Genomic DNA, 25367 nt, shown 5'->3' on the forward strand with positions numbered 1-25367 from the left:
GGGTCGAGCAGTCCGCCCCAGTCCTCACCGTCCGTGAACCGGTCGCCGGGACGCTCAGCGCCGGGCATATTCGCGGAAGCCACGGCCGGTCTTGCGGCCGAGGCAGCCCGCGGCCACCAGGTGCTCCAGGAGCGGCGCCGGTGCGAGGCCCGGGTCGCGGAACTCGCGGTGCAGGACCTTCTCGATCGCGAGCGAGACGTCGAGGCCGACGACGTCCAGGAGCTCGAAGGGGCCCATCGGATAGCCGCCGCCCAGCTTCATCGCCGCGTCGATGTCGTCGAGGGTCGCGTAGTGCTCCTGGACCATCTTGATCGCGTTGTTGAGGTACGGGAACAGCAGGGCGTTCACGATGAAGCCCGCCCGGTCCCCGCAGTCGACCGCGTGCTTCCTGATCCGGACACAGACCTCACGGACCGTCGAGTGGACGTCGTCGGCCGTCAGGACCGTACGGACGACCTCGACCAGCTTCATCGCCGGCGCCGGGTTGAAGAAGTGCATGCCGATCACGTCCTGCGGGCGCGAGGTGGCGCGGGCGCAGGCGACGACGGGCAGCGAGGAGGTCGTGGTCGCCAGGACCGCGCCCGGCTTGCAGACCTTGTCCAGCGCCTGGAAGAGCTGCTGCTTGATCTCCAGGTCCTCGGCGACGGCCTCCACCGCAAGGTCGACGTCCGCGAAGGACTCGTACGAGCCCGCCGCGGTGATGCGGTCCAGGGTCTGCGCGGCCGCCTCGGCGGTCATCCGGCCCTTGTCGACAGAGCGCGAAAGGGACTTGCCGATACGGGCCTTCGCCGTCTGCGCCTTCTCCTCGCTGCGGGCGGCGAGGACGACCTCGTACCCGGCCTTCGCGAAGACCTCGGCGATGCCGGACGCCATGGTCCCGGACCCCGCGACCCCGACGGAGCGGACCTCGCGGCCCGGGGTCTGCGCTGAGCTCTCCAGGGGCGTCAGCGCGTCCCGCACCGCCGTCGCGCTGCCCGGGGCGTCGTAGGTGTAGAAGCCGCGTCCCGACTTACGGCCGGTCAGGCCCGCCTCGCTGAGCTGCTTGAGGATCGGGGCGGGGGCGTGCAACCGGTCGTGGGACTCGGAGTACATGGCTTCGAGGACGGTGCGGGCGGTGTCGACGCCGATCAGGTCGAGCAGGGCGAGGGGGCCCATGGGCAGGCCGCAGCCGAGCCGCATCGCAGCGTCGATGTCCTCGCGGGAGGCGTACTTCGCCTCGTACATCGCGGCCGCCTGGTTGAGGTAGCCGAACAGCAGCCCGTCGGCGACGAAACCGGGCCGGTCGCCGACCGCGACGGGCTCCTTGCCGAGGTCGAGGGCGAGGTTGGTGACCGCGGTGACGGCCGTCGGCGCGGTGAGCACCGAGGAGACCACCTCGACCAGCTTCATCGCGGGCGCCGGGTTGAAGAAGTGCAGACCGAGCACGCGCTCCGGGCGGGCCGAGTCGGCGGCCAGCCGGGTCACGGACAGGGCGTTGGTGCCGGTCGCGAGGATCGTCTCCGGGCGCACGATCCCGTCGAGCTCACGGAAGATCCGGTGCTTTATCTCGTACGACTCCGGAACCACCTCGATGACGAGGTCGGCGTCGGCCGCGGCCCGCAGGTCGGTGGAGGTGCGGAAGCGGGCCACGACGTCCGCGCGCTCCTGCTCGGTGAGCCGGCCGCGCTCCACGGCACGGGCGGTCGCGGTCTCCAGGGCCTCGACGGCCTTGGCGGTCTGCGCCTCGCCGACGTCGATGCCGACGACCTGGCGGCCGGCCTTGGCGAGGACCTCGGCGATGCCGGTGCCCATGGTGCCGAGGCCGACGACGGCGATCGTCTGGAGCGGGGACGAAGAGGGGTCGGACAGGGGAGTGGCCATCGCGGAACTCCAGGAATGAGGGTGACGACTGGGAGCGCGACCCGGTACGCCGACAGGCGCACCGGGTGCGTGAGGAACTGCGGAATGCGGGTGGTGCCGGGCTGCTGGCGCACACGCCCGGGCCGTCGTCGCGGGCGTGCACACGCCCGGAGAACGGTGGAAGCCGACCGGCCCTGTCCCAAGCCGGGTCGCACTGAGAACTGCGGTACCTGAGGCACCGAACCGACTGCTCTCGCGGTGGCTGCGTCACCAGGCCACCGCAAGGAGTTCCACGAGTGGGTAACTCGCTCGTCTGAGCTTAACCGGTGAGTAACGAGCGCGCCAGCCCCCGGATTTGTGATGTACGTCCCGCGCCCCCGACGAGCCGCCTAACCTCGGGTTCATGGACGAAGAGTTGCGATCGCTCACGGAGCGCTTACGGCAGGAGTCGGGAGCATCGGCCGCCTACGAGCGTCTTGAGGCGACCGAGGACCCCGATGAGCTGGCCCAAGTGCTCACCGAGCCCGGACAGCCGCTGTGGGCCAGGGAGTTGGCCGCGTTCCGGCTCGGGCTCGCGGGGGACCGCCGGGCCTTCGAGTCACTCGTCCTGCTGCTCAACCACCGCGAGCCGCCGCGCTGTGCCACCGCCGCCTACGCCCTCGCCCGTCTGGGAGACCCGCGCACGGCCCGCGCGGCGGCCACCCTGGCCACCAACGAACTCCGTGTCGCCTACGCCCTGCACCCGGTCCGGCTGCTGGCCGAACTGCACGCCCCCGAGTCGGTGCCCGCCCTGATCACCACGCTGGAGCGCCGGCTCAGCCCGCACGATCCGTACCGCCGCGTGGCACTCGCCTGTGTGGAGGGACTCGGCGCCCTGGCGGACGACCGGGCCCGGCCCGTGCTGAACGAGGCCCTCGCCCATCCCTCGCTCGCGGAGGAGGCGGTGCGGGCGCTGGCGCGGATCCCACGGCAGCGGTAACAGGCCGGGGACGTGAGGGGTCAGGGAGTCAGCGCCTTCGTGTACCGCACCTCCGGCACCGGAACGCCGTCCACCTCGAAGGGCTCCTCCGCGCCGTCGGCCGCGAAGCCCTGACGTTCGTAGAAGCGCCGGGCGTGTGTGTTGTCCTTGAGGACCCACAGGAGCATGCGGGGGTGACCGGCGGCCGAGGTGCGGCGCACGGACTCCTGGAGCAGGGCGTGTCCGATGCCGCTCCCGATCCGCTGCGGGGCTACGTAGATCGCGTACAACTCGGCTTCTTCGGTGCGCAGTTCACCGTCGCGGTAGGGGCCGTGGCAGGCCCAGCCGAGGATCTCGCCGTGCCGTTCGGCGACCAGATCCATGATGCGTCCGCCGCCCTGTCCGAAGCGGGCGCGGCGCCGCTCGGCGTCCGCCGGCACGCTGAGCCCGTCGAGGAACGGCTGCGGCATGAGGCCGCGGTATGCGCTCTGCCAGCCCCGGATCCGGATCTCCGAGACCCGGTCGCAGTCGGCGAGGGCCATCTCGCGGATGAGGAGAGGGGCGTCCATGACGGCACCCTAGGCGGCGTCCGCCCTCACCGGCCTCCGAATTACCCGCCGACCACCGCGAACGCCTCGATCTCCATCAGGAACTCCGGCCGCACCAGCCCGGCGACCTGGACGGCGGAGGCCGCGGGCAACCGGTCGTCGGGTATGTGCTCGGCGCGGGCCGCCCGGATCGCCGGCATGTGGGCCATGTCCGTGACGAAGAAGGTGAGCTTGACGACGTCGTCGAAGTCCGCCCCGGCGGCGGCCAGGCAGCGGCGGAGGTTCTCGAAGACCTGGCGGGCCTGGGCGGCGGCGTCGCCCTCGCCGACGAGCCCGCCGCCCTCGTCGAGGGCAACCTGGCCCGAGACCGCGACGAAACGGCCGCGGCCCAGCACCACGTGGGAGTACTGGGCCGCGGGGGCGACCCCGGCGGGGGTGGGAATCCTGGTCAGCTCGGTCATGCGTCCATGGTGGACCACGGCACTGACAACGCCCGTCCCCGACGGAGCCTCAGGCACTCAGCTGCGGAAGCCGAGCAGCCCGTGCAGAGCCGAGCCGCGCGAGGACGTGGACGCGGCCTTGGAACTCAGCGGCTTGGGATCGGGCATCGCCCTGCACACCGCGTCGGCCTCACCGTGGCCGCGCGGGACGGTGCCGTCGGTCAGATACCCGGCCAGGTACTTGTCCAGACACGTGTTCCCGCTCAGCGTGATGCCGTGGTTCCCGCCGCCCTGCTCGACGACCAGACTGGAGCCGGCCAGCAGGCGGTGCACGGTGACGCCGCCCTCGTACGGGGTGGCCGCGTCGTTCGTCGCCTGGAAGAGCAGCGTCGGCGGCAGCTTGCCGTTGGCGATGTTCACCGGGTCGAGCGTTTCCGTGGGCCAGAACGCGCACGGCGCGTTGTACCAGGCGTTGCTCCAGGCCATGAGCGGGGCCTTCTCGTACACCGCCCAGTTGTCCCGCTGCCATTGCTTCCAGTCACGTGGCCAGGAGGCGTCACGGCACTGCACGGACGTGTAGACGCTGTAGCCGTTGTCCCCGGACGCGTCGACGGCGCCGAAGTTCTCGTAGGCCTCGACGAGCGGGTCGGCGTCCTTGCCGTTCACGTACGCCGCGAACGCCTCGGCGAGATAGGGCCAGTAGCCGTTGTAGTAGCCGCCGGGGATGAAGGTGTCCTCCAGTTCCGAGGCGCCGACCTTGCCGCCCGCGGGCTTCTTGGCGAGGGCTGCCCGCATCGCGTACCACTTGGCCTCGATCTTCTCCGGATCGGTGCCGAGCTTGTACGTCGCGTTGTACTTGGCGATCCATGCCATGAGCGCGCGGTGCCGGTCGTTGAAGGCGTAGTCCTGGGCGAGGTTGTCGTCGTACCAGACCCCGGTCGGGTCGACGATCGAGTCCAGGACCAGGCGGCGCACCTGGTGGGGGAAGAGCTTGGCGTAGACGGCGCCCAGATAGGTGCCGTACGAGTAGCCGAAGTAGTTGATCTGCTCGGCGCCGAGTGCCCGGCGGATCGAGTCCATGTCCCGCACGGCGCTGATGGTGTCGATGTACGGGAGCACGCTCGCGTACTTGCGGCCGCAGGCGGCGGCGAAGGACTTGGCGCGCTCCAGGTTGGCCTTCTCGATGGCGGGGGTGCTCGGTACGGAGTCGGGGCGCACCGGGTTGAAGTGGCCCGGCTTGCAGTCGAGGGCGGGCTTGCTCCTGCCCACACCGCGCGGGTCGAAGCCGATGACGTCGTACCGGGCCGCGACCGCCTTGGGCAGGCCGGAGGCGATGAACCCGGCGAAGGTCAGACCGCTGCCGCCGGGGCCGCCGGGGTTGACCAGCAGCGGGCCCTGGTACTTCTTCGCGGTGTGCGGGACGCGGGACAGCGCGAGGGTGATCTGTTTCCCGCGCGGGTCCGCGTGGTCGAGCGGCACTTTGAGGGACGCGCACTGAAGGGTCGGGTAGTCGGCGGTGCCGCACTTCTTCCAGGCGAGCCGCGCGGTCGGGGCGGAGTGGGTGGCCTGTGCGGTGCCGGCGCCGGCGGGGACGGCGGTGAAGCCCCCGGCCATGACGACCGCGGCACCGCACAGGACGGCTGCGCGTTTTCTCATGAAGTCCTCCCAGGACGGAGGGATTCGGGCCGCGAGGGTCACGGTCCACGCCGCATCGTCCCGGGAAGCACGTCCGGAAGAACCTGTTCTGACAATACTTGACCCGATTGGGCCGTCCGATGCGCTCGAACGCTCTCAGATCAACGTGAGTTGGGTCGGTTCGGACATCGGCTCGGCCTCGGGCTCCGGCTCCCGGATCCGCCGCGGCATCCCCGCGCCCGCGGGGCCGATGCCGTACTCCTGGGCCAGCTCGTGGACCTGACGGGTGATCCGGCGCTGGTACCACTTCGGGGCGTAGGAGCCGTCCGCGTAGAGCCGCTCGTAGCGGCGCACCAGGTGCGGGTGTTCCCGGTTCAGCCAGGCCATGAACCACTCCCGGGCTCCCGGCCGCAGATGCAGCACCAGCGGGGTGACGGAGGTGGCCCCCGCGGCGGCGATCGAGCGCACGGTGGCCCGCAGCTGTGCCGGGTTGTCGCTCAGGAACGGGATCACCGGCGCCATCAGGACCCCGCACCCGATGCCGTGCTCGGCCAGTGTCCTGACCGCTTCCAGGCGTCGCTCCGGAGCGGGTGTGCCCGGCTCGACGGTGCGCCACAGCTCGGGGTCGGTGAAGCCGACCGACACGGAGATGCCGACGTCGGTCACCTCGGCCGCCTGCTTCAGCAGGTCCAGGTCGCGCAGGATCAGCGTGCCCTTCGTCAGGATCGAGAAGGGGTTGGCGTGGTCGCGCAGGGCGGCGAGGATGCCCGGCATCAGCCGGTAGCGGCCCTCCGCGCGCTGGTAGCAGTCGACGTTGGTGCCCATCGCTATGTGCTCACCGGTCCAGCGGCGCGAGCCCAACTGGCGGCGCAGCAGCTCGGGCGCGTTCACCTTGACCACGATCTGCGAGTCGAAACCGAGCCCCGTGTCCAGGTCGAGATAGCTGTGGGTCTTGCGGGCGAAGCAGTACACGCACGCGTGCGTGCAGCCCCGGTAGGGGTTGACCGTCCACTCGAAGGGCATGCGGGAGGCGCCCGGCACCCGGTTGATGATCGAACGGGCCCGGATCTCGTGGAACGTGATCCCGGCGAACTCGGGTGTGTCGAAGGTACGGCTGACCACCGCGTCGGCGCCGAACAGGGCGGCGTCGGCCCGTCCGTGTTCGGCGGAGCCGGTGAGGTTCTCCCAGCGCATGAGGCCTCCTCGGTAGCACTGCCCTCCGAGTGAAACACTTGTTCGAATTCTTGTGCAACCCCGATTTGGGAGCCCGTGGGCGGGGGTGGTTGGCTTGCCCCGACCCCGAGAACCCGAAGTCCTGGAGGAAGTCGATGGCGCAGGTCGAGGCCACTACGGAGCGGATCGTCGAGGCGGACGCGGAGAAGGTGTTCGACGCCGTCGCCGACTACAGCGGCACGCGCTCGAAGGTGATGCCCGAGCAGTTCAGCGAGTACGAGGTGCGCGAGGGCGGCGACGGCGAGGGCACCCTCGTCCACTGGAAGCTCCAGGCCACCAGCAAGCGTGTGCGCGACTGCCTGCTGGAGGTCACCGAGCCCACCGACGGCGAACTCGTCGAGAAGGACCGCAACTCGACCATGGTCACCACCTGGCGGGTCACCCCGGCAGGCGAGGGCAAGGCCCGGGTCGTCGTGACCACCACCTGGGACGGCGCCGGAGGTGTCGGCGGCTTCTTCGAGCGGACCTTCGCACCCAAGGGCCTCGGCCGGATCTACGACACCCTTCTCGACCGGCTCGCCACCGAGGTCGAGAAGTAAGTCCCCGCCGCCCGGCGGATGTTGATCCAGATCACCGGATCGAGTGGATCTCCGTACGACCCGCCGGTGTGCCGTAACTCGTCGCGCTTGCTCGTAGTTGTCGCCTTATGCGGGAAATGCGTGGCAAGTGCGACGAGGGGAGCGGGATGTGGGCGTGACGACTCCGGTACACGAGGAACGGGTCGAAGCGCCCCCACAGGCCCCCGCACCCGCCGTCGAACTCGGCCCACGCCGGGTGCGGTTGATCTTCCTCGGGCTCATGCTCGCGCTGCTTCTCGCCGCGCTGGAGCAGATGATCGTCGCCACCGCGCTCCCCAGGATCGTCGGTGAACTCCACGGCCTGGACAGGATGTCCTGGGCGATCACCGCCTACCTCCTCACCGCCACGATCGGCCTGCCGGTCTACGGCAAACTCGGCGACCTGCTCGGCCGCAAGGGCGTCTTCCAGTTCGCGATCGTCGTCTTCGTCATCGGCTCCGCGCTGGCCGGACGGGCCCGGACCATGGACCAGCTGATCGCCTTCCGCGCGGTCCAGGGCGTCGGCGCGGGCGGCCTCATGATCGGCGTGCAGGCGATCATCGCCGACATCGTGCCGCCCCGGCAGCGCGGTCGCTACATGGGCCTGATCGGCGCCGCCTTCGGGCTCGCCTCCGTCGCCGGCCCGCTGCTCGGCGGCTACTTCACCGACCACCTCTCCTGGCGCTGGTGCTTCTACGTCAACGTGCCCTTCGGTCTGCTGACCCTCGCGGTCGTCACCGCCGTACTGAAACTCCCCAGGCCCACGGCGAAGCCCCGGTTCGACGTCCTCGGCGCGCTGCTGCTCGCCGCGGCCTCCACCTGCCTGGTCCTGCTGACCAGTTGGGGCGGCACCGAGTACGCCTGGGACTCAACGGTCGTCCTCGGCCTGGGCGCCGGGGCGGCCGTATCCGCAGGGTTCTTCCTGGTCGCCGAGCACTTCGCCGCCGAACCCCTCATCCCGCTCCGGCTGTTCAGGGACTCCGTCTTCGACGTCACCGCCCTGGTGGGCCTGGTGATCGGCGTCGCCCTCTTCGGGGCGGCCAGCTATCTGCCGACCTTCCTCCAGATGGTCGACGGCGCGAGCGCCACTCAGTCCGGGCTGCTGATGCTGCCCATGATGGCCGGGATCGTCGGCGCCTCCGTCATCGCAGGGCAGCTCATCAGCCACACCGGCCGCTACAAGATCTGGCCGGTCCTCGGCAGCGCCCTCGCCGTCGTCGGCATGTGGCTGCTGTCCCACCTGGAGGCCGACACGCCCCGGCTGCACTACAGCATCTGGATGGCCGTCCTCGGCGCCGGGATCGGCATGGTGATGCCGGTCCTGATCCTCGCCGTGCAGAACTCCGTGCAACCCGCCGACCTCGGCACCGCCACCAGCGCCAACAACTACTTCCGGCAGATCGGCGGCAGCGTGGGGGCGGCGATCTTCGGCACCCTGTTCGCCGACCGGCTCGCCCATGCGCTCACCGACCGACTGCCCGCCGGCGCCGGACTGCCCGACCCCGAGGCCATCACCCCGCAGCTCGTCCACGGCCTGCCCCCGGCGCTGCGCGACGGCTACATCCGGGCCTATGCCGACGCCATGCCGAGGATCTTCCTCTACCTCGTCCCGGTACTCGTCCTCGGCCTGCTCGTCGCCTTCTTCCTCAAGGAGAAACCGCTGGTGTCCCACAACGCGCCCGAGACGGAGACCGCGCCGGTGAACACCCCGATCCCGCAGTCCCGGTCGTCGTACGCGGCCACGACGCCCGTCCGCGGCACAGTGCGGCACTTCGACGGAACCGCCGTGCCCCGGGCCGCGCTCACCCTCATCGACGTGGCCGGAGCGCAGGTCGGCCGCAGCGCCAGCGGCCAGGACGGGCGGTACGCGCTGTCGACGCCCGGCTCCGGGTCGTACGTGCTGATCGCGGCCGCCGGCGGACACCAACCGCAGGCCGTCTCCGTGACGATCGGCGAGCACCCCGTCGAGCTGGACGTCGTCCTCGGCGGCGCCGGACGGCTCGCGGGCAGGGTGCGGACCGCCGACGACACGCCCGTGCCGGGAGCCACCGTCACCCTCACGGATGCGCACGGCGACGTCGTGGCCACCACCCGCAGCGCAGCCGAGGGCGCCTTCGCCGTCACCGAGCTGGTCGCCGGGGAGTACACCCTCGCCGCGAGCGCGTCCGGCTTCCGCCCCGTCGCGCTCCCCGTGACCGTCCAGGCCTCCCGGGAGACCCGCCAGGACGTCGAACTCGCGGGCGGCGCGGTGCTGCGCGGCACCGTGCGGGCCGGCGGGGACCGTCCCGTCGAGGACGCGCGCGTGACGCTCCTGGACACGGCCGGCAACGTCGTGGACACCCTCACCACCGGCCTCGACGGCACCTTCCGCTTCGTCGACCTGTCCTCGGGCGAGTACACCGTCATCGCCGCCGGCTACCCGCCCGTCGCCACCGTGCTCCAGCTGGCCGCGGGCGCCCGCAGCGAGCGGGATCTGCAGCTCGGGCACGAGGACTGAAAGCCCGTCAGGCCCCGGTTCGCGCCCCTGACCGGCGCATCCGCACGTCGGGGTGGGACGGGGCGCGCGCCGGGGCGAGCCGGTCCGGGCCAATTCCCCCATTGCGGCACACCGTGACCGACCGGCGCCGTACGGTGGAACAGGCGGCACAGATCTTGCGGAGAGAGGGCCTGGGCCATGGACCATGGCACCGAGAGGGGCACACCTCCCAGCCGCACAGCTGGGAACGGCGCAGCGGACGGACCCGCCGCGACCGGCCGCGTCCCGCTGGCGGTGGTCGTGGTGGACCGCGACGGCCTGGTGTCCCACTGGAGCCGGGGCGCGCGCCGGCTGTTCGGCGTCGACAGGGACGAGGCCATCGGCCACACGGCCGTCGACCTGCTGCCCGTCTCCGGAGCACTGCCCGACGTCGAGGACACCGCGTCCTACGGCGGCTACGCGTCCTACGACGGCCTCGGACCCGACCTGGAGTCGTCCCTGGACGGCGGACTCTCCTACCCGGCCGCGGGCCGCGCCCGCCTCACCGTCCCCGGGGACAACCGCGTCGACGTCCTGTGGTGGGCCTACCCGCTGGTGGGCCCCGGCCCCGAACGCCTGCTGGTCCTCGCCGCCGACGCGGACGGGCTCCACCAGGACCTCGACCTCGACCTGGACGAGGGCGCCGCGGGCGTCGAGCGCATCGGGCCCGCCTTCGCCCTGCACACCGACTTCCCCGGAGCCGACGAGCTCGCCCGCCGGCTCCCCGAGATCCTGCCCAGCATGAGCGTCGGCGAAAGCGCCCGCATTGTCGCGCAGGTCCTCGAACTGGGCTATCCCGTCCTGGAGTTCAGCCAGAACGACCGGGTGCCCGTCACCCCCGACTGGGGCGTGCCCCGGCGTGCCGAGCGCAAGGCCCGTCGCGAGCGGGCGGCCATGGCGGTCGCCGAGGGAGTGCCCGTACCCAAGGACGACCTGGACGAGGGCGAGGACCTCGAGTACGTCGCCGTACGCGAGCGGCTGGAGTTCCTCAACGAGGTCAGCGGAAAGATCGGCACCTCCCTCGACCTGTCCCGGACCATTGTCGAGGTCAGCAGGGCCGTCGTGCCCCGCTTCACCGACGTCGCCGGCACCTATCTGCGCGAACAGGTCGTCGCGGGCGAGGGGTTCCCCGACGGTGTGCCGGACACCACCACCATGTGGCACCGGGTCGCCCTCGAGCACACCGACGAACCCGGGCGCTGGGACGACGTCGTGCCGGTCGGCGAGGCCATGCCGTTCCCCGCGCACACGCCGTTCTTCCAGTGCATGACCACCGGCGACCCCGTCCTCGTGCCGCGTATCAGCGAGCAGATGGGGCACGCGATCGCCTCGCAGTTCGAGAAGCGGGACATCCGGCCGCTGATCACCGGCCGCTCCATGCTGGTCGTACCGCTCAAGGCCCGCAACGTGGTCCTCGGCTTCATGATCCTGCTGCGCCACCCCGAGCGCGTCGAGTTCAACGACATGGACCGGGTCACCGGCGCCGAACTCGCCGCCCGCGCGGGCCTCGTGCTCGACAACGCGCGCATGTACACCTTCCAGGAGTCCGTCGCCGAGACCCTCCAGGACAGCATGCTGCCGCAGATCCCGCCGCGCGTGGCGGGCTGCGACATCGCCACCCGCTATCTGCCGGGCACGCTCCTGGGGCGCGTCGGCGGCGACTGGTTCGACGCGGTCAAGCTGCCCGGTGCGCGTACCGCCCTGGTGGTCGGCGACGTCATGGGGCACGGGCTCAACTCGGCCGCCATGATGGGGCAGTTGCGTACGGCCGTGCAGACCATGGCCGCGCTCGACCTGCCGCCGGCGCAGCTGCTGCGCAACCTCGACGACCTCGCCCAGCGGCTCGGCGACACCTACCTCGCGACCTGTCTCTATGCCGTCTACGACCCGATCGCGAGCGAACTCCACCTGGCCAACGCGGGCCACATCCCGCCGGTGATCGTGCGGGCCGGGGACGGGCGCAGCGAGCTGCTCGAGCTGCCCACCGGTGCGCCGATCGGCGTCGGAGGAGTGCCCTTCGAGGCGGTACGCGTGCGTGTGGAGCCCGGTGACCGGCTGTTGATGTGCACCGACGGGCTGGTGGAGGTGCGGGGCGAGGACATCGGGGTGGGGCTCGCGACCCTCACCGAGTCCGCCGCGCACCCTGCCGCGTCGATGGACGACGCCTGCGACGCGATCATCCGGGCGCTCAACCCCCGGGGCGGCCGCAAGGACGACGTGGCCCTTCTGATGGCGCGGCTCAACGGCGTCGAGCCGGACGACGTGGCCGAGTGGCGGATTTCGCTCGATCCGGCCGAGGTGGGACGGGCCCGCGCGGTGGTGCGGGAGCAACTGCACGACTGGGGGCTGACGAAACCGGCCGAGACCGCGGAACTCCTGGTGAGCGAGCTGGTGACCAACGCGGTGCGGCACTCGCACAGTCGGCCCGTGGAGCTGCGGCTGGTGCGGGGCGACACCCTGCTGTGCGAGGTGGATGACGACGACCACGACCTGCCCAACCTGCTCAGCGCGGGACCCGGCGACGAGCAGGGGCGGGGACTGCGTGTGGTGAGCACCCTGGCACGTGAGTGGGGTGCGAGCCGCACGAAGGCAGGGAAGACCGTCTGGTTCGAACTGACCCTGCCCCGCCGCTGATCGGGGCCCACGCCGGGGCGGGTGATTCTCGAACTGGGCGTGAAGGAATGCGCCATGCGCTTGTCCGCGTGACCCCGGCGCGATACACCGTACTGGCCTGCCAACTTTGGCGGGTTGTGTTCGTATCCTGGGGAGTTGGGCATGAGCGTGACGAGTCGTTACCGGGAGTCCTGGGAGGGGTTCTGGCGGGAGGCTCCGGGGCGGCAGGGGGCCGTGTTCTGGGATGCGGAGCCCGTGTTGACCTCTGGGGTCCACCTCGCCCACTTCGAGCCGCTCCTGGTCGATCCCGGGCTGCCACTGGTGGACCTGGGCTGTGGGAACGGCACCCAGGCCCGGTTCCTCGCCGCCCACTTCACCCAGGTGATCGGCGTCGACCTGTCCGCCGCGGCCCTCGACCACGCGCGTGACGCCGACCCCGACGAGGAGGTGACGTACCGCCTGCTGGACGCCTCCGACAAGGGTGAGCCGGAGAACCTGCACGCCGAACTCGGCGACACCAACGTCTATATGCGGGGCGTACTGCACCAGGTCGCGCCCGAGGACCGGCAGCAGCTGGTCGACGGGGTCGCCGCCCTCGTCGGAGAGCGCGGCCGGGCCTTCCTCGTCGAGCTCTCCGAGGCGGCCAAGCCGATCCTGATGGGCCTCGCGCAGAGCCCGGACGGGCCGCCCGAAAAGCTGGCACCCATCTTCCGGCACGGCATCGCCCCCGGCGAGGTGGCCGACGACGCGGTGCCCGTCTACCTCGGAGCGGCCGGGCTGACGATCGTGGCGAGCGGTGAACTGCCGCTCGTGACCACCGAGTACCGGGCCGACGGCACCCGGATCGAACTGCCGTCGAAGTGGTGGGTGGTGGGCCGCTCCGCCTGACCGCCGGGTAGGGCCGGGGGGCCTGCGACGGCCGGTGCCGGTACGGAGCAGGCCCCCCTCGTCCGTCGCGGCCACCTGGCCCACCGGGTCAGGTGGCCGCAGGGTGCCGGTCGGCTCCGGCCCGTGTGCCCCGCCGGTCGGGCCCCCTCACCCGGAGGCAGGCCCTATCGGCGCACCTGTGCGGGCACCCCGCCGGTGGCGGGCGACGTCCTGCGGAACGCCCACTCCATCCTCGGCTCCATCACACACCGGAAGATGCGCCGGACGGGCGCGGTGCACAGTGCGGTCACGACGACACCGGCGACGAGAGTGACGGTGATCGCACCGAACGGGGTGCGCGCCCACGCATGCCCGGCCCAGTCCCAGTGGTTGCCGGCCTGGACGACGAAACCGTGCAGCAGATAGCCGTAGAGCGTGCCCGCACCCAGCGTCGTGAACCACATCCGGCGTCCCGGCACCCAGGAGAGGAAGCAGACGACCAGCACCAGCGAGCAGCCGAACAGGGCCAGTGTCATGAGCGGCCCGTACCAGGAGGGCACACCGAAGTCCTCGGCGGCGCTGCGGTGGAAGAACCACGCGTAGTCCATGCGCGGCACCGCCCAGTACGAGAACACCACGGAGGCCGCGAACACCGGCACCGCCGCCAGCCGCACCCGCCACTGCCGAACCAGCGAGAAGTGCTCGGGGCGCAGGCACAGGCCGAGCACGAAGTACGGCAGGAACTGCAGGGTGCGCTGGAGGTCGAGGTCGTTGCCGATGGACGGGCTGAGGGTGGTGAGTGCGGCGATCGTGAGGGCGATCGGCAGCGGCCACCGCACGCTCCGCCAGATCGGCGTGGTCAGCCGCCAGATGAACAGCGCGGCCAGGAACCACGTCAGATACAGCGGGTCCAGCAGGCTGATCGCGCGGTCCGGGACACCGTCGGACCACCGGGTGAAGAAGGTGTACGCCGTCTCGAAGACGACGTAAGGGACGACGACACCGGTGATCAGGCGCTTGATCTTCGCCGGGCTCGCGTCGAACGAGCGTGAGAAGTAGCCCGAGACGATGATGAACGCCGGCATGTGGAAGGCGTAGACGACCGTGTACAGCGCGGTGACGGCACGGCTGTCGGAGCGCAGGGGTTCCCAGGCGTGGCCCATCGCGACCAGCACGATCGCCAGGTACTTGGCGTTGTCGAAGAACGCGTCGCGTTGCTTCGGGCGCCCGTGCGGGGGCACCGGTACGGCAATCGCCGTCGTCCGTCGCGCCGACTCTACGGGCGGTGCGGTGTCGCTCACGCTTCTCCCTGTCCGTCTCCTGTGGAACCCGCGAGGGAGGATACGCGTCTTCTGGGAGTGGGCTGTGCGGCGGGGGTGAGCGGCATGCGGCTCGCCTCACCAGGCGCGGGCGACGTAAACCTCTGTGACGCGTAACGTGACCGACCATGAAGATCCTCATCAGCGCCGACATGGAGGGCGCCACCGGCGTGACCTGGCCGGCCGACGTGCTGCCGGGGACACCGCAGTGGGAGCGGTGCCGGTCGATGTTCACCTCGGACGTGAACGCCGCCGTGCTGGGCTTCTTCGACGGCGGGGCCGACGAGGTCCTCGTCAACGAGGCCCACTGGACCATGCGCAACCTGCTCCTGGAGCGGCTCGACGAGCGCGCGCAGATGCTCACCGGGCGGCACAAGCCGCTGTCCATGGTCGAGGGCGTCCAGCACGGCGACGTCGACGGCATCGCGTTCCTCGGCTACCACGCGGGCGCAGGCATGGAGGGCGTCCTGGCCCACACCTACCTCGCCAACTCCATCACCGGGGTGTGGCTGAACGACGTACCCGCGAGCGAGGGACACCTCAACGCGCAGGTGGTGGCCGAGTACGGCGTCCCCGTCGTCCTCGTCACCGGAGACGACATCGCCTGCGAGGACGCCCTCGGATACGCCCCCGAGGCGCTGAAGGTCGCCGTCAAGGACCACGTCTCGCGCTACGCCGCCGTGTGTCGTACGCCGGCCCGCACGGCCGCCGACATCCGGGCGGCCGCCAAGGAAGCGGCACAGCTGGCGGTCCGTCAGGAGCCGGTGCAGACAGGGCCGTTCACGATCGCCGTCGAGTTCGACGCCGAGCACCTCGCCATGGCGGCGACCGTCGTGCCGGGCGTGGAGCGGATCGGGACACGCCGGGTGGCCTACACCAACGAGACCATGTACGAGGCAATCCGTACCTTCAAGGCGGTCACCACGATCGTCTCGGCCGCCGTGGAGGAGCAGTATGGCTGACCCGCAGGCACTGGACGAGGCCGTCCGGTTCACCTCCGACCTCATCCGCTTCGACACCACCAACCGGGGCAGCGGCGACTGCCAGGAACGCCCCGCCGCCGAGTACGCGGCCGAGCAGCTGGCCGGAGCGGGCCTGGAACCCCTGATGCTGGAGCGCACCAAGGGCCGTACGAACGTCGTCGCCCGGATCGAGGGCACCGACCCGTCGGCGGACGCGCTGCTCGTCCACGGTCACCTGGACGTCGTGCCCGCCGAGGCCGCCGACTGGAACGTGCACCCCTTCTCCGGGGAGATCCGCGACGGGGTCGTCTGGGGGCGCGGCGCGGTCGACATGAAGAACATGGACGCGATGATCCTGGCCGTCGTGCGCGGCTGGGCCCGGCAGGGGGTACGGCCCCGGCGGGACCTCGTCGTCGCGTTCACCGCCGACGAGGAGGCCAGCGCCGTGGACGGCTCGGGGTTCCTCGCCGACCGGCATCCCGAGCTCTTCGAGGGCTGCACGGAGGGGATCAGCGAGTCGGGGGCGTTCACTTTCCACGACGGCACGGGCCGGCAGATCTACCCCATCGCAGCGGGGGAGCGGGGCACGGCCTGGCTGAGGCTCACCGCACGCGGCCGCGCCGGACACGGCTCCAAGGTCAACAAGGAGAACGCCGTCACGCGGCTCGCCGCCGCCGTGACCCGCATCGGCGAGCACCAATGGCCGCTGCGGCTCACCCCGACCGTCCGCGCGGCTCTCACCGAACTCGCCGCCCTCTACGGCATCGAGGCCGACCTGCACGACGTGGACGGTCTGCTGGACAAGCTGGGCCCGGCGGCGAAGCTGGTCGAGGCGACCGTGCGCAACAGCACCAACCCGACCATGCTGGAAGCCGGTTACAAGGTCAACGTCATCCCGGGGGAGGCGGTGGCGTACGTGGACGGCCGCTGTCTGCCCGGCTGCGAGGACGAGTTCCGCGCGACCCTCGACAAGCTCACCGGGCCTGACGTGGACTGGGAGTTCAGCCATCGCGAGGTCGCCCTCCAGGCGCCGGTCGACTCACCGACGTACGCCACCATGCGTGCCGCCGTTGAGGAGTTCGCGCCCGAGGGGCACGTCGTGCCGTACTGCATGTCCGGTGGCACGGACGCCAAGCAGTTCTCCCGTCTCGGCATCACCGGGTACGGGTTCTCGCCCCTGAAGCTCCCCGTGGGCTTCGACTACCAGGCCCTGTTCCACGGGGTCGACGAGCGTGCCCCGGTGGAGGCGCTGCACTTCGGCGTCCGGGTGCTCGACCGGTTCCTGCGGACAGCCTGAACACGAAGGGGGACAACGTGCAGACGTCGCCATACGGTTCCTGGCCCTCGCCCGTCGACGCGGCGCTGGCGGCAGCGCACGACGGCCGCCCCGAATGGGTGGGCTTCGTCGGGGACGAGGTGTGGTGGACAGAACCCCGGCCCGCCGAGGGCGGCCGCCGCACCCTGGTGCGCAGACGCGCCGACGGCCGGGAGGAGCCCGTGCTGCCCGCGCCGTGGAACGTACGCAGCCGGGTCATCGAGTACGGCGGTCACCCCTGGGCCGGTGCGGTGGTGGCCGGTGAACCCCTGGTCGTGTTCGTGCACTTCGCCGACCAGCGGCTGTACCGGTACGAGCCCGGCACCGAGCCGCGTCCCCTCACCCCCGTGTCCTCGGTGGGTGGCGGACTGCGCTGGGCGGAACCGCAGTTGATGCTCGACCTCGGAGAAGTGTGGTGCGTCCTGGAGGAGTTCACCGGCGACGGACCCACTGACGTGCGCCGGGTGCACGCCGCCGTGCCCTTGGACGGCTCGGCCGCGCAGGACTCGGACGCGGTGCGCGAACTCACCGCCGACCGGCACCGGTTCGTCACCGGACCCCGGCTCTCCCCCGACGGCTCACACGCCGCCTGGCTCGCCTGGGACCACCCGCGCATGCCGTGGGACGGCACCGAACTGGTCGTCGCGGACATCACTCCGCACGGCACGTTCCACGATCTCCGCACGGTGGCCGGCGGACCCGAGGAGTCCATCGCCCAGGCCGACTGGTCGCCCGACGGCCGTCTCCTGTACGCCAGCGACCGCACCGGCTGGTGGAACCTCTACCGCGACGGCGAGCAACTCTGCCCGCGCGATGAGGAGTTCGGCGGCGCCCTCTGGAAGCTCGGCCACCGCTGGTTCGCCCCGCTGGACAGCGGCCTGATCGCCGTCGTGCACGGCAGCGGCTCGACCACGCTCGGCATACTCGACCCCGAGACCGGCGAACTCGTCGACGCGGCGGGCCCCTGGACCGAGTTCGCGCCCACCCTCACGGTGCACGGCGAGCGGGTCGTCGGCGTCGGCGCCAGCCCGCGCACCGCCTACGAGGTGGTGGAGCTGGACACCCGCACCGGCCGGGCCCGGGTCATCGGTGCCGAGCACGACGACCCGGTCGATCCCATCCACTACCCTGAGCCGCTGATCCGCACCTTCACCGGACCGGACGGCCGGGACATCCACGCCCACGTCTACCCGCCGCACCACCCCGGATACGTGGCGCCCGGCGGCGAGCTGCCGCCCTACGTCGTCTGGGCGCACGGCGGTCCCACCGGACACGCCCCCCTCGTGCTCGACCTCTCGATCGCCTACTTCACCTCGCGCGGCATCGGCGTCGCCGAGGTCAACTACGGCGGCTCGACCGGCTACGGCAGGGAGTACCGCAACCGGCTGCGCGAGCAGTGGGGCGTGGTCGACGTCGAGGACTGCGCGGCCGTCGCGCTCGCCCTCGCCGACGAGGGCACCGCCGACCTCGACCGGCTCGCCGTGCGCGGCGGCAGCGCCGGCGGCTGGACCGCGGCCGCCTCGCTCACCGTGACCGACGTCTACGCCTGCGGCACGATCCTCTACCCGATCCTCGACCTGGCGGGCTGGGGCACCGGAGAGACCCACGACTTCGAGTCGCAGTACCTGGAGAGCCTGGTCGGACCGCTCGCCGAGGTCCCCGGACGATACGCCGAACGCTCACCCGTCGAGCACGCCGACCGGGTCACCGTGCCCTTCCTGCTGCTCCAGGGCCTCGACGACGTGATCTGCCCGCCCGCCCAGTGCGAGCGGTTCCTCTCCCGGATCTCCGGGCGGCGCGTGCCGCACGCGTACCTCGCGTTCGAGGGGGAGGGGCACGGGTTCCGGCGGTCCGAGACCATGATCCGGGCACTGGAGTCCGAACTCTCCCTGTACGCCCAGGTGTTCGGCCTGAACCCGCCCGGCGTCCCGACCTTGGAGCTCACCAGGTGACAGAACTCGTACGGCCGTCCAGACTCGCACCCGGCGCCCGCGTGGCCGTGGTCGCGACCAGCGGGCCGGTGCCCGAGGAGCGCCTCCAGGCCGGACTCGACGTGCTCAGCGGCTGGGACCTGCACCCTGTCGCGGGACCCCATGTCCTGGACCGGCACAGCGAGTTCGCCTATCTCGCGGGCACAGACGCCGACCGGGCCGCCGATTTCCAGAACGCCTGGTGCGACCCGTCCGTGGACGCGGTGCTGTGCGCCCGCGGCGGCTACGGCGCGGCACGCATGGTCGAACTGCTGGACTGGGAGGCGATGCGCGCGGCCGGGCCGAAGGTGCTCGTCGGGTTCAGCGACGTCACCGCGCTGCACGAGGCGTTCGCCGCCAGGCTGGGCCTGGTCACGCTGTACGGGCCGATGGCCGCGGGCATCGACTTCATCAAGAACGCACGGGCCCAGGAGCACCTGAAAGCCACGCTGTTCGCACCGGAGACGGTCCGCACGATCGCCTCCGGCGGCACCGCCCTGGTCCCCGGCCGGGCGCGCGGTGTCACCCTCGGCGGCTGTCTGAGCCTGCTCGCCTGCGAACTGGGCTCCGCGCACGCCAGGGCCGGTGCGCGCGGCGGGCTGCTCTGCCTGGAGGACGTCGGCGAGGAGACGTACCGCCTCGACCGCTGTCTGACCCAACTGCTGCGCGCCGGCTGGCTCGACGGGGTGCGCGGGGTGCTCCTGGGATCGTGGGAGAGGTGCGGACCGTACGAGCGGGTGCGTGCGCTGCTGCTCGACCGACTCGGTGGTCTCGGCGTGCCCGTCGTCGAGGAGTTCGGGTTCGGGCACTGCGAGGGGGCGTTGACCGTGCCCTTCGGGGTGGCGGCCGAACTCGACGCCGACGCGGGCACGTTGACACTCGACGAACCGGCCCTGCGGTGAGCACGGCACGCTGAACTTCCGCCGAAAACACCCGTCACGGCGATTGACCCTGTCTGACACGTGTCACACCATGACTACCGACCGGAACTTACTTACCGGTCGGTAGGCCGGGTTGTCCTCAGCGTGGAGGTCTCGTGTTCCGTCGTGTGCTCGGATCCTGTGTCCCGCTCGCCCTTCTGCTCGGCGCCACACTCACCGCTCCCGCCTCCGCGGCCGACCAATACACCGTCACCGCACTGAAGTTCACCGTCCAGGCCGACGGCCGCTCCTGCACGGTCGACGCCGACCTGTACCGCCCCTCCGGCGTGGGCCGGGCGCCCGCCGTGCTCACCACCAACGGCTTCGGCGGCAGCAAGTCCGACGGTTCCACCGCCGCCACCGCCAGGGCCTTCGCCCAGCGCGGCTATGTCTCGCTCGCCTACTCCGGGCTCGGCTTCGGCGGGTCGGGCTGTCTGATCTCCCTCGACGACCCCCGCATCGACGGCACGGCCGCCTCGGCGCTCATCGACTTCCTGGCCGGCAAGCGCGCCGCCGACGACGGGACCAGGGCCGACTTCGTCACCCTCGACGGCCCCGGAGACCCGCGCGTCGGCATGATCGGCGGCTCCTACGGCGGCGCCGTCCAGCTGGCGACCGCCGCCGTGGACCACCGGGTGGACGCGCTGGTGCCGATGATCACCTGGAACGACCTCGCGTACTCCCTGGACCCGAACAACACCACGCGCCGCGCAAGCGTCCCCGGCGCCTTCAAGTGGCAGTGGACCAACGGCTTCTACCTCATCGGCGAGAGACTGCCGCTGACCCCGGCGAACCTCGACCCGTCCCGGATCAACTCCCTCGGCTGTCCGCACTTCGTCACCAGAGCCTGCGACACCATCCACACCCTCAACTCCGGGACCTACCCGGCCGACCGAACGGCCGAGCTCCTCGACTACTCCCACAGCGTCTCGCCGGTGTCGTACCTGAGCCACGTCAAGGCACCCACCCTGCTGGTCCAGGGGCAGGCCGACAGCCTCTTCAACCTCAACGAGGCGACGGCGACGTACAGGACGCTCAGGGCGCAGGGCACGACCGCCAAGATGATCTGGCAGTCCTGGGGCCACAGCGGCGGTGTCACCGATCCGGCGGCCGGTGAACTCAACTTCGCACAGGGCAACTTGGAGACCAGCTATGTCGGCCGGCGGATCCTCGCCTGGTTCGACCGCTATCTGCACCGGCAGAAGAAGGCCGACACCGGGCCGGCCTTCGCCTACTACCGCGACTGGATCACCGACCCGAACAACACCTACGCCACCGCCGACCGCCTGCCCTCCCTCAGTCGGCGGCTCTATCTCTCCGGCGACGGCAAGCTCGTCGACAACAGCAAGAAGGTCACGCTCGGGAGCCGGTCCTACAGCAACCGCCTTGTCTCCACGAGCCATTCGGAGAGTTCGCTGTACGGCATGATCGGACTCCCGGACCCGGCGCCGTACGACACCGACGGCACCTACGCCGACTGGACCAGCGCGCCGCTGACCCGGACCCTCGACGTCGTCGGTGCCCCCAAGGTCACCCTCAAGGTCAGCTCCCCCGAGGCCGAGCGCACCCAGGACTCCGGCGACGCGGCCGACAAGCTGGTCCTGTTCGCCAAGATCTACGACCTCGCGCCCGACGGCACCAGGACGCTCGCCCACCGGCTCGTGGCCCCGGTCCGGGTGCCCGACGTGACGAAGCCGTTCACGGTGACCCTCCCGGGGGTCGTCCACCGGTACGAGAAGGGACACCGGCTCCAGTTCGTGATCGCGGCGAGCGACGACGCGTACTTCGGGAACCGGGGGATCAAGCCGGTGACCGTGGTGAGCGCGCCCGGGCGGACCGGCGTGCTGGAGCTGCCCGTGGCGGCACGGTGAGTCACCCGGAGGGCAGCCCTCACCGTGCGTGACCGGGTCTTCGGGCTCACCCTGGTCGCATGAGCCCGAAGACCTCCGAGAGCGGTACCGGCAAGGACAGGGGCGGGGCGGTGACACCGGCCAGGGTGATCGTCCTGCTGCTCGCCGTCCTCGCCCTGATCTTCATCTTCGAGAACACCCGGGAGACGAAGATCAAGCTGCTGATCCCCGACGTGACCATGCCCCTGTGGACGGCGCTGCTCGCCACCGGCCTGATCGGCGCCCTGTGCGGGGCGTATTTCATGAAACGGCGCGGTTAGCCGACCGTAGGGTGGCGGGATGTCGCACACCGCTTCCCGCCTGCTCGCCGAAGGCCCCCGCGTGGGCATACGCCACTTCACCTACGAGGACGGCGCCGAGTTCGCCGCACTGGCCCGTGAGAGCAAGGACCTGCACCGGCCCTGGCTGTTCCCGCCGGACAGCGCCCTCGCCTACAGCGCCTACGCGGGCCGGCTGATCGAGGACCGGACCAAGGCCGGGTTCCTGGTCTGCGAGAAGGACGGCGAGCGGGGCGACGGGGCCATCGCCGGGTTCATCAACATCAACAACATCGTCGAGGGCGGCTTCCAGTGCGGGGCCCTCGGCTACGGCGCCTTCGCGCACGCCGCCGGTCGCGGGCTGATGCGTGAGGGACTGGACCTCGTGGTCGGCCACGCCTTCGGCCCGATGCGGCTGCACCGCCTGGAGATCAACGCCCAGCCCCGGAACACCGCCTCCATCGCCCTGGCCCGCAGCTGCGGCTTCCGGCTGGAGGGGTTCTCCCCGAAGATGATCTACGTCGACGGGGAGTGGCGGGATCACGAGCGGTGGGCGATCACCGCCGAGATGCGGACTTCCGGTTGATCTTCATGGTGTCGAGGTCGGTGACCGTCGACCTCAGATCGCGGAAACCGTACCCGCGGTCCCGCAGCGCGCTCTCGGCGCGGTCCTCCGCGATCACGCCCGCCATCTCCTCGCCGTCCGCCGCGTCCGAGACCACCACGTAGCGCATGGAGAAGTGCTTCAGCGGCGCCGGTTCGTACGACAGCGAGCCCTCCTCGGCGAACCGCATGCTCGTCATGCCGTGCTCCGGCGCCTCGGCGAGCAGCCGGACCCGGGCCTCCTCGGTGAGCCCGTCCCAGGTACCGCGGACGATCACCCGGTAGGTGTGCTGCTCACTCACTGTCGCTCCCTCGCCGGTCTCCATGGACGGCCGACTGTACGTCGGGGAGGATGCCCCGCACGCGGAATATCGGCGTGCTGAACGGCCCCTCCGACCTCGCTATGCGACGTTGCGGTCGACGTACTCGTACACCACCCCGTCCGGATGCATCACGAGCAGATTGCGGCCCGCCGGCGTGGGGACCGGGCCCACGATGATGCGGGCGCCCAGCTCGTCGAGCACCTGACGGGCCTCGTCGACGTCCTTCACGGCGATGGTCGCCGCGACCTTGCGCAGCACCTCAAGCTCCGACTCGGGCCCGCTCATCAGCAGGAAGCAGCCCACCGCGGCCACCTGGACGCCGGCCCGCTCGAAACGGAGGGCTTTCGTGCCCGTCAGTCGTTCGTAGAAGACGACCGCGCTCTCCAGGTCGTCGACGCAGACGCGCAGCGTGGTTCCCAGAATCTCCATGCCGACGAGCCTAGTTCGGGCGGCCGGGCCGGGCAGATCGTTTCACGCGATCCTCCCGACCCGGCCACGGGTGCGCGCGGGCGCACGGCACGAGCGGTTCCGGACGGCGTTATGCGCACAGGCGCGCGGGTACCCGGCGGGCATGGAGCGCTTGGATCACCTGGAGCATCTGGACAAGCATCTGGTCGACGAGCTGGCGCAGGTGGCGCGAGAGACCGTGCGGGAGGAGCTGCGCGAGCAGACGCGCAAGCAGCGCCGTAAGGCCGTGCTGTACGCCGCGTCCGGCGCCGTCGCCCTGTACGCGGGCGCGGCCCTGGCACTCGCCGTGGGCCTCGCACTCGCCCTCGGGCTGCCCGACTGGGCCGCCGCGCTGATCACCGGCGCGATCCTGGGCGTCGTGGCCTATGTGCTGCGCGGCGCGGCCAGGCCCTCCGCGCATCGGCCGACGGCCGGCCGGGAGGCCGACGCCGCGGCAGGCCGCGGCGCTGACGGCACGGCACCGGAGAACGCGCCGTACCCGCCCATGCCGCCGGTCGCCCCACCGGTCCCCGGCACGGCACCCACGCAGGCCGGGAACGACCCCGAGCAGCCGCACCACCGGGCGTGAGACGAGGTGCCCGACGCAGGGAAGGAACCAGAGGTGAGGGACGGCAAGGTCGTGGTGGTGACCGGAGCCACCGGCGGCGTGGGGCGGGCCACGGCCCGGGCCTTCGCCGAGAAGGGTGCCCGCGTCGCCCTGCCGGCCCGGGGACGCGAAGGTCTCGCGGCAGCCGCCGGCGATGTCCGGCAGGCCGGCGGCGAGGCCCTCGTCGGCCCCGGGAACCTGTGGGCTCCCGTGGACGGACCGCACGGGCGGGACTTCGGGGCGCACGGACGGTTCGACGGGGAAGCCGTGTCGTCCAGCCCGCAGGACTGGATGTCCCGGAACCGCAATCGCGTGCTCGCGGCGGCCGCAGCCGGTGGGCTCGGCGCCGCGGTGACCGCCCGGCTGCGCCGACGGGGCTGAAACAGCCCACCTCATGACGGGGGGAGCACCGGTGGTCGAGCCACCCGGTGCTCCCCCCGAGTCTCACCGTTCACCCCTGCTGGAGCTGGGGCAGCACCTTCGTCCGGTAGAAGTCGAAGAACCCGCGCTGGTCCGGGCCGATCTGGTTGACGTAGACACGGTCGAAGCCCGCGTCGGCGAAGGCGCTCAGCGCGCGGACGTGCTCGTCGACGTCGTCCCCGCACACCGACTTCTCGGTCACCATCTCCTCGGTGACCAGCGGCTCCAACTGCTCGAAGTGACGGGGCGAGGGCAGGATCTGAGCCATCTCACCGGGCAGGAACTGGTTGAACCACAGCTTGCGGACCGTACGGACGCATTCCTCGCGGTCCGTGCCGTAGCAGACCTTCGTCCCGCCGCTCACCGGCTTCCCGGCCCCGCCGCCCTTGCGGAACTGCTCGACCATCGACTCCTCCGGCATCATCGTGATGTAGCCGTCGCCGACCCGGGACGCCAGTGCCGTCGCCGCCGGCCCGAAGCCGGATATGTCGATGGGGACGGGCTCGTCGGGAACCGTGTAGAGGCGGGCGTTCTCCACCGTGTAGTGCGTGCCGTGATGGTTGACCTCCTCACCCGTGAAGAGGCGGCGCATCACCTGGATCGACTCCTCCAGCATCTCCAGCCGGATGTGCGCGGGCGGCCAGACATGGCCGAGGACATGCTCGTTGAGGGCCTCGCCGGAGCCGACGCCCAGCCGGAAGCGGCCGTTCGTCATCACGGCCGAGGTGGCCGCGGCCTGCGCCACCACCGCCGGGTGCATCCGTACGGTCGGGCAGGTCACGGCCGTCTCGATGGGCAGGGAGACCGCCTCCGACAGCGCGCCGATCACCGACCACACGAAGGGGCTCTGGCCCTGCGCGTCGTTCCACGGGTGGTAGTGGTCGGAGATCCACAGCGAGCGGAAGCCGGCCTGTTCGGCCATCCGGGCCTGTTCGACCAGCTCCGCGGGACCGAACTCCTCGCACGACAGGAAATAGCCGTATTCGGGCATGGGGGGCACCTCCGGCGGCTTGCTGGGCAGTGGGCCAGGTCCGGGTACCCGACGACCCGTGCGGAAACCGGCGTTTGGGCGCCCTGGCCAGGGGGACGCGGAAGGCTCCCGAGGTACG

The 25367-nt window shown here is 71.2% G+C and carries 23 protein-coding genes; 14 read left to right on the forward strand and 9 right to left on the reverse strand.

Going from position 1 to position 25367, the window contains the following annotated elements:
* Positions 1-54: 54 nt before the first annotated feature.
* Positions 55-1860: a 3-hydroxyacyl-CoA dehydrogenase family protein gene (locus OHT57_RS39445; RefSeq protein WP_328751605.1), complete on the reverse strand. Its 1806-nt coding sequence runs from the start codon at positions 1858-1860 to the stop codon at positions 55-57.
* Between the two features lie 382 nt (positions 1861-2242).
* On the opposite strand from OHT57_RS39445, the gene OHT57_RS39450 reads away from it, so the two are divergent.
* A complete protein-coding gene (locus OHT57_RS39450) occupies positions 2243-2818 on the forward strand; it encodes an adenylosuccinate lyase (RefSeq protein ID WP_328751606.1) in 576 nt (191 codons plus the stop codon).
* A gap of 20 nt (positions 2819-2838) precedes the next feature.
* Here the strand turns inward: OHT57_RS39450 and OHT57_RS39455 are convergent, their stop codons facing one another.
* The 4 genes from OHT57_RS39455 to OHT57_RS39470 all read right to left on the reverse strand — a co-directional run bounded on the left by OHT57_RS39455 (position 2839) and on the right by OHT57_RS39470 (position 6614).
* Entirely contained in the window at positions 2839-3366 is a 528-nt protein-coding gene (locus OHT57_RS39455) for a GNAT family N-acetyltransferase (RefSeq protein WP_328751607.1), read from the reverse strand.
* 41 nt (positions 3367-3407) lie between these two features.
* Positions 3408-3806, reverse strand: a complete 399-nt coding sequence (locus OHT57_RS39460; protein ID WP_328751608.1) for a RidA family protein — start codon at positions 3804-3806, stop codon at positions 3408-3410.
* A 57-nt stretch (positions 3807-3863) separates the two neighbouring features.
* Complete coding sequence (locus OHT57_RS39465; protein WP_328751609.1) at positions 3864-5441, reverse strand: alpha/beta hydrolase; 1578 nt, start codon at positions 5439-5441, stop codon at positions 3864-3866.
* Positions 5442-5576: 135 nt separating this feature from the next.
* A complete protein-coding gene (locus tag OHT57_RS39470; protein WP_328751610.1) occupies positions 5577-6614 on the reverse strand; it encodes an Rv2578c family radical SAM protein in 1038 nt (345 codons plus the stop codon).
* Between the two features lie 134 nt (positions 6615-6748).
* Here OHT57_RS39470 and OHT57_RS39475 point away from each other — a divergent pair, with 134 nt between their 5' ends.
* From OHT57_RS39475 to OHT57_RS39490, 4 genes are all read left to right on the forward strand, one after another.
* A complete protein-coding gene (locus OHT57_RS39475) occupies positions 6749-7192 on the forward strand; it encodes an SRPBCC family protein (RefSeq protein ID WP_328751611.1) in 444 nt (147 codons plus the stop codon).
* Between the two features lie 148 nt (positions 7193-7340).
* Positions 7341-9707: an MFS transporter gene (locus OHT57_RS39480; RefSeq protein ID WP_328751612.1), complete on the forward strand. Its 2367-nt coding sequence runs from the start codon at positions 7341-7343 to the stop codon at positions 9705-9707.
* A 177-nt stretch (positions 9708-9884) separates the two neighbouring features.
* Positions 9885-12359: an ATP-binding SpoIIE family protein phosphatase gene (locus OHT57_RS39485; RefSeq protein WP_328751613.1), complete on the forward strand. Its 2475-nt coding sequence runs from the start codon at positions 9885-9887 to the stop codon at positions 12357-12359.
* 141 nt (positions 12360-12500) lie between these two features.
* Positions 12501-13226: a class I SAM-dependent methyltransferase gene (locus OHT57_RS39490; RefSeq protein ID WP_328751614.1), complete on the forward strand. Its 726-nt coding sequence runs from the start codon at positions 12501-12503 to the stop codon at positions 13224-13226.
* A gap of 164 nt (positions 13227-13390) precedes the next feature.
* On the opposite strand, the gene OHT57_RS39495 is transcribed toward OHT57_RS39490, so the two are convergent.
* A complete protein-coding gene (locus OHT57_RS39495; protein WP_443053536.1) occupies positions 13391-14506 on the reverse strand; it encodes an acyltransferase family protein in 1116 nt (371 codons plus the stop codon).
* A 146-nt stretch (positions 14507-14652) separates the two neighbouring features.
* Here OHT57_RS39495 and OHT57_RS39500 point away from each other — a divergent pair, with 146 nt between their 5' ends.
* The 7 genes from OHT57_RS39500 (at position 14653) to OHT57_RS39530 (ending at position 22444) form a co-directional block, all read left to right on the forward strand.
* Positions 14653-15486, forward strand: coding sequence for a M55 family metallopeptidase (locus OHT57_RS39500; RefSeq protein ID WP_328751615.1), 834 nt, complete (start codon positions 14653-14655; stop codon positions 15484-15486).
* On the forward strand, positions 15479-16783 hold the full coding sequence (locus OHT57_RS39505) for a M20/M25/M40 family metallo-hydrolase (protein ID WP_328751616.1): 1305 nt from the start codon (positions 15479-15481) through the stop codon (positions 16781-16783). The genes OHT57_RS39500 and OHT57_RS39505 overlap by 8 nt, the downstream gene beginning before the upstream one ends.
* 17 nt (positions 16784-16800) lie before the next feature.
* On the forward strand, positions 16801-18753 hold the full coding sequence (locus OHT57_RS39510; protein WP_328751617.1) for a dipeptidyl-peptidase 5: 1953 nt from the start codon (positions 16801-16803) through the stop codon (positions 18751-18753).
* On the forward strand, positions 18750-19673 hold the full coding sequence (locus tag OHT57_RS39515) for a S66 peptidase family protein (protein WP_328751618.1): 924 nt from the start codon (positions 18750-18752) through the stop codon (positions 19671-19673). Before OHT57_RS39510 ends, OHT57_RS39515 begins: the two co-directional genes overlap by 4 nt.
* A gap of 134 nt (positions 19674-19807) precedes the next feature.
* On the forward strand, positions 19808-21562 hold the full coding sequence (locus OHT57_RS39520) for a CocE/NonD family hydrolase (protein WP_328751619.1): 1755 nt from the start codon (positions 19808-19810) through the stop codon (positions 21560-21562).
* Between the two features lie 59 nt (positions 21563-21621).
* Positions 21622-21861: a DUF1049 domain-containing protein gene (locus OHT57_RS39525; protein WP_328751620.1), complete on the forward strand. Its 240-nt coding sequence runs from the start codon at positions 21622-21624 to the stop codon at positions 21859-21861.
* 19 nt (positions 21862-21880) lie between these two features.
* Complete coding sequence (locus tag OHT57_RS39530; RefSeq protein ID WP_328751621.1) at positions 21881-22444, forward strand: GNAT family N-acetyltransferase; 564 nt, start codon at positions 21881-21883, stop codon at positions 22442-22444.
* Here the strand turns inward: OHT57_RS39530 and OHT57_RS39535 are convergent.
* Both OHT57_RS39535 and OHT57_RS39540 read right to left on the reverse strand, forming a co-directional pair.
* Positions 22416-22763, reverse strand: coding sequence for a DUF6204 family protein (locus tag OHT57_RS39535; protein WP_328751622.1), 348 nt, complete (start codon positions 22761-22763; stop codon positions 22416-22418). The genes OHT57_RS39530 and OHT57_RS39535 overlap by 29 nt on opposite strands.
* A gap of 99 nt (positions 22764-22862) precedes the next feature.
* Positions 22863-23213 (reverse strand): VOC family protein, encoded by a 351-nt coding sequence (locus OHT57_RS39540; RefSeq protein ID WP_328751623.1) that lies wholly within the window; start codon positions 23211-23213, stop codon positions 22863-22865.
* A gap of 142 nt (positions 23214-23355) precedes the next feature.
* Between OHT57_RS39540 and OHT57_RS39545 the strand changes: the two genes are divergently transcribed.
* Together OHT57_RS39545 and OHT57_RS39550 are read left to right on the forward strand one after the other, a co-directional pair.
* A complete protein-coding gene (locus OHT57_RS39545) occupies positions 23356-23820 on the forward strand; it encodes a phage holin family protein (RefSeq protein ID WP_328751624.1) in 465 nt (154 codons plus the stop codon).
* Positions 23821-23853: 33 nt separating this feature from the next.
* Positions 23854-24219 carry an SDR family NAD(P)-dependent oxidoreductase gene (locus tag OHT57_RS39550; protein WP_328751625.1) on the forward strand — a complete coding sequence of 122 codons (366 nt, stop codon included), beginning with the start codon at positions 23854-23856 and terminating at the stop codon, positions 24217-24219.
* 70 nt (positions 24220-24289) lie between these two features.
* Here OHT57_RS39550 and OHT57_RS39555 read toward each other — a convergent pair whose 3' ends face one another.
* Positions 24290-25249, reverse strand: a complete 960-nt coding sequence (locus tag OHT57_RS39555) for an LLM class F420-dependent oxidoreductase (RefSeq protein WP_328751626.1) — start codon at positions 25247-25249, stop codon at positions 24290-24292.
* Between the last annotated feature and the right edge of the window lie 118 nt (positions 25250-25367).

It is taken from the genome of Streptomyces sp. NBC_00285 (genome assembly GCF_036174265.1).
Classification (GTDB): domain Bacteria; phylum Actinomycetota; class Actinomycetes; order Streptomycetales; family Streptomycetaceae; genus Streptomyces.

Coding starts and splice junctions, on each gene's coding strand:
- OHT57_RS39475 (WP_328751611.1), top strand. CDS start 6,749: ATGGCGCAGGTCGAGGCCACTACGGAGCGGATCGTCGAGGCGGACGCG.
- OHT57_RS39445 (WP_328751605.1), bottom strand. CDS start 1,860: ATGGCCACTCCCCTGTCCGACCCCTCTTCGTCCCCGCTCCAGACGATC.
- OHT57_RS39490 (WP_328751614.1), top strand. CDS start 12,501: ATGAGCGTGACGAGTCGTTACCGGGAGTCCTGGGAGGGGTTCTGGCGG.
- OHT57_RS39460 (WP_328751608.1), bottom strand. CDS start 3,806: ATGACCGAGCTGACCAGGATTCCCACCCCCGCCGGGGTCGCCCCCGCG.
- OHT57_RS39540 (WP_328751623.1), bottom strand. CDS start 23,213: ATGGAGATTCTGGGAACCACGCTGCGCGTCTGCGTCGACGACCTGGAG.
- OHT57_RS39465 (WP_328751609.1), bottom strand. CDS start 5,441: ATGAGAAAACGCGCAGCCGTCCTGTGCGGTGCCGCGGTCGTCATGGCC.
- OHT57_RS39530 (WP_328751621.1), top strand. CDS start 21,881: ATGTCGCACACCGCTTCCCGCCTGCTCGCCGAAGGCCCCCGCGTGGGC.
- OHT57_RS39455 (WP_328751607.1), bottom strand. CDS start 3,366: ATGGACGCCCCTCTCCTCATCCGCGAGATGGCCCTCGCCGACTGCGAC.
- OHT57_RS39545 (WP_328751624.1), top strand. CDS start 23,356: ATGGAGCGCTTGGATCACCTGGAGCATCTGGACAAGCATCTGGTCGAC.
- OHT57_RS39505 (WP_328751616.1), top strand. CDS start 15,479: ATGGCTGACCCGCAGGCACTGGACGAGGCCGTCCGGTTCACCTCCGAC.
- OHT57_RS39450 (WP_328751606.1), top strand. CDS start 2,243: ATGGACGAAGAGTTGCGATCGCTCACGGAGCGCTTACGGCAGGAGTCG.
- OHT57_RS39470 (WP_328751610.1), bottom strand. CDS start 6,614: ATGCGCTGGGAGAACCTCACCGGCTCCGCCGAACACGGACGGGCCGAC.
- OHT57_RS39555 (WP_328751626.1), bottom strand. CDS start 25,249: ATGCCCGAATACGGCTATTTCCTGTCGTGCGAGGAGTTCGGTCCCGCG.
- OHT57_RS39485 (WP_328751613.1), top strand. CDS start 9,885: ATGGACCATGGCACCGAGAGGGGCACACCTCCCAGCCGCACAGCTGGG.
- OHT57_RS39500 (WP_328751615.1), top strand. CDS start 14,653: ATGAAGATCCTCATCAGCGCCGACATGGAGGGCGCCACCGGCGTGACC.
- OHT57_RS39525 (WP_328751620.1), top strand. CDS start 21,622: ATGAGCCCGAAGACCTCCGAGAGCGGTACCGGCAAGGACAGGGGCGGG.